Here is a 2,479-nt window from a genome sequence, read left to right as displayed (position 1 = left end):
GTTCTAAATTATTTATATTAAATTTATTCATTTTGATTCCCCTTTGTCAATTTATTGCTTAATAATGTGGATAATCCATTTACCATCAATACTACAATTAACAACACAACTCCTGTTGCATAAGATTCTTTTACATGAAGTCCCTCTGTAGATAATACATACATATGGAGGGCTAATGTACGACCAGATGAAAATAAATTTTCTGGAATTTTTGTTGCAGTTCCTAGAGTAAATATTAATGCTGCAGTTTCTCCAACAATACGACCGATAGAAAGTATTATGCCTGATAAAATTCCTGGCATGGCTACAGAGAGAACTACTCTAAAAATAGTACGAAGTTTTCCTGCGCCTAGAGCAAAACTTGCTTCCCTAAGGGAATTATCAACAGAAAGCAAGGCTTCTTCTGTAGTTCGAATAATTAAAGGAAGAACCATAATTGCAGCGGTTAAAGCACCTGCTAACAATGAGTATTTAAAGTTAAGTCTTATAACAAAAAACAACATGCCAAATAATCCATATACAATAGAAGGTATTCCAGATAAAGTTTCCGTTGCAATTCTAATAATTTCAACAAACTTATTACCCTTTTTTGCATATTCTACAAGATAAAATCCAGTAAATACTCCTATAGGAGTTGCGATAACTAAAGTTAAAAGGATTAGCATCATAGTAGTAATCATAGCAGGAAAAAGAGATACATTCTCTGTAGTATATTTAAATTGGAACAAAGATGGATTCAAGTGAGGTATACCTTTTATCAAAATATAGCCAATTATAAAGAACAGCACACTGAATGTTATAAATGCAGATGCTTTTACTACCGTTTTTATTGCTCTATCCATTTTCATTCCTCCTCTTTATTAATAAAAATACCCCATTGATAATCAATATAAATGCAAACAATATAGTAGCTGTTGCAATTAAAGCTTGTCTATGTTCGTCTGCAGCATAAGCCATTTCAATTACAATATTAGTAGTCAGGGTTCTAACCCCTTTTGTAATACCAGCAGGCATTCGTGCTTGATTTCCTGCTACTAAAATTACAGCCATAGTTTCTCCAATAGCACGGCCAATTCCAAGTATAATACTGGATAATATACCAGATTTAGCAGCAGGTAGTATTACTGATATGACGGATTTTTCATGGGATGCACCAAGAGCAATACTTCCTTCATAATAACTATTTGGAACGGCTCTAATAGATGCCTCAGATATATTAATAATGGTTGGGAGTATCATTATTCCAAGTAAAATAGAAGCAGTAATTATATTCATGCCAGTTCCTCCAAATATATTTCGGATAATAGGCACAATAACTACTAAAGCAAAAAAACCGTAAACAATAGAAGGAATTCCAGCCATTAAATTGATAGCAGGCTTTAAAAATTTATATACTTTAGTATTACAAAATTTAGCCAAATATGTTGCAGTTAAAACACCTATTGGAACCCCTATAATTACTGCTCCTATAGTAACGTAGATAGAGCCTAGTATCATAGGTAATATTCCAAAGGTATTAGGAGTGTCGTTAGGTTTCCATTCAGTTCCTAGGAGGAAGTTTTTTAGTCCATATTCTTGTAAAAAGGGTATACCTCCAGCAAATATAAATATACATATTAGTATTATAGCGATTATGGACATGGTTGCTGAAATAAAGAATATTATTTTCATAAAATTTTCAGTGGATTTAGAAGTCATTTTTTTCACCTTCGTTTCTATATTCATTAAGCTAAATTTACAATTCAATATAGCCTAGTTAACTAGGCTATATTGAATGAAAGGGAGAGTTTTTATTTTATATCATTCCATTTAGTAGTTTCTCCTATATAAATTGATTTCACATCATCGATAGATAAATTATCTAGAGTATTATTATTATTCACTATAATTGCAATTCCATCTAAAGCTATGACTATTGGAGTTAATTCTGCAAGCTCTGAATCTTTAAGCTCTCTTGAAGCCATGCCTATATCAGCAGTACCTTCCATAGCAGATTGCATACCAGCAGAGGAGCCAGTAGATTGAATTTCTATGGATGCTTCTGGATTTAATTTTTGATATTCTTCAACTAATTTTTCCATTAGAGGAGATACTGAAGTGGATCCTGCAGCAACTAAAGTACCACTTTGTGTACCATCCCCCTCATAACTTGGTGCTTCGGTGTCAACTTGTACATATCCTTCTTCTACAACAATCTTTTGTCCATCAGCACTAAGTATGAAGTCAAAGAAGTCTTTAGCCAGTGGACTTAAATCTTCTTTATATGCTACATTGAACGGTCTTGCTACTTCATAAGAGTTATTTAATATATTTTCAGCAGTAGCTTCTACTTCATTAACTTTTACTGCTTTTACAGTATCATTTAGTGAACCAAGGGAAATATATCCTATACTATATTCGTCACCAGCTACTGTAGTCATAACTGCATTGGTACCATTTTGAACGATTGCTTCAGAATAAGTTCTGTCCACTTTATTGC

The 2,479-nt window shown here is 32.7% G+C and carries 3 protein-coding genes; all 3 read right to left on the bottom strand.

Annotated features, from left to right (window positions below; genetic code table 11):
* Window positions 1-23: 23 nt before the first annotated feature.
* Window positions 24-842 (bottom strand): phosphate ABC transporter permease PstA, encoded by an 819-nt coding sequence (pstA, locus tag VK998_RS07315; RefSeq protein WP_325227090.1) that lies wholly within the window; start codon window positions 840-842, stop codon window positions 24-26.
* The gene (gene pstC / locus VK998_RS07310) at window positions 835-1,725 is read right to left on the bottom strand and encodes a phosphate ABC transporter permease subunit PstC (RefSeq protein WP_414713580.1); all 891 of its coding nucleotides are present in this window, start codon (window positions 1,723-1,725) and stop codon (window positions 835-837) included. Before pstC ends, pstA begins: the two co-directional genes overlap by 8 nt.
* Before the next feature lie 65 nt (window positions 1,726-1,790).
* The coding region (locus tag VK998_RS07305) for a substrate-binding domain-containing protein (RefSeq protein WP_325227087.1) at window positions 1,791-2,479 on the bottom strand (689 nt) is incomplete at its 5' end.

It is taken from the genome of Schnuerera sp., assembly GCF_035459645.1.
Taxonomy (GTDB): Bacteria; Bacillota; Clostridia; order Tissierellales; family Tepidimicrobiaceae; genus Schnuerera.
This window is presented reverse-complemented; position numbering and strand designations above follow the sequence as displayed.